The 245-nt window shown below is 55.9% G+C and carries 1 pseudogene; it reads right to left on the bottom strand.

Features of this window, described 5'->3' with window-relative positions:
* A pseudogene (locus tag QVO99_RS08150) lies at positions 1-245 on the bottom strand (TonB-dependent receptor); the annotation flags it as partial.

Here is a 245-nt window from a genome sequence, read left to right as displayed (position 1 = left end):
GAGCGCACGTTTACGGTCTTCAGTCCGCCCAGTCCGCCGAAATCCTTTATCTGCACGCCTGAGAAATATTTCAGTGCGTCGGCAACAGAAGTGGTGGAGAGGTTCTGCAGCGTAGGTCCCGAGATGGTCTGGCTGGGTGTGAGATAGTGGGGACGCTCCCCCACACACACCACGTCGTCGATGCTGAAGAGGCTGTCCTCATAGTTTATGAGACTCTTCTGCGCCCAAAGGGTATGGAGCGAAGA

This window comes from Prevotella sp. CAG:592 (assembly GCF_000436015.1).
In the GTDB taxonomy this organism is placed as follows: domain Bacteria; phylum Bacteroidota; class Bacteroidia; order Bacteroidales; family Bacteroidaceae; genus Prevotella; species Prevotella pectinovora.
This window is presented reverse-complemented; position numbering and strand designations above follow the sequence as displayed.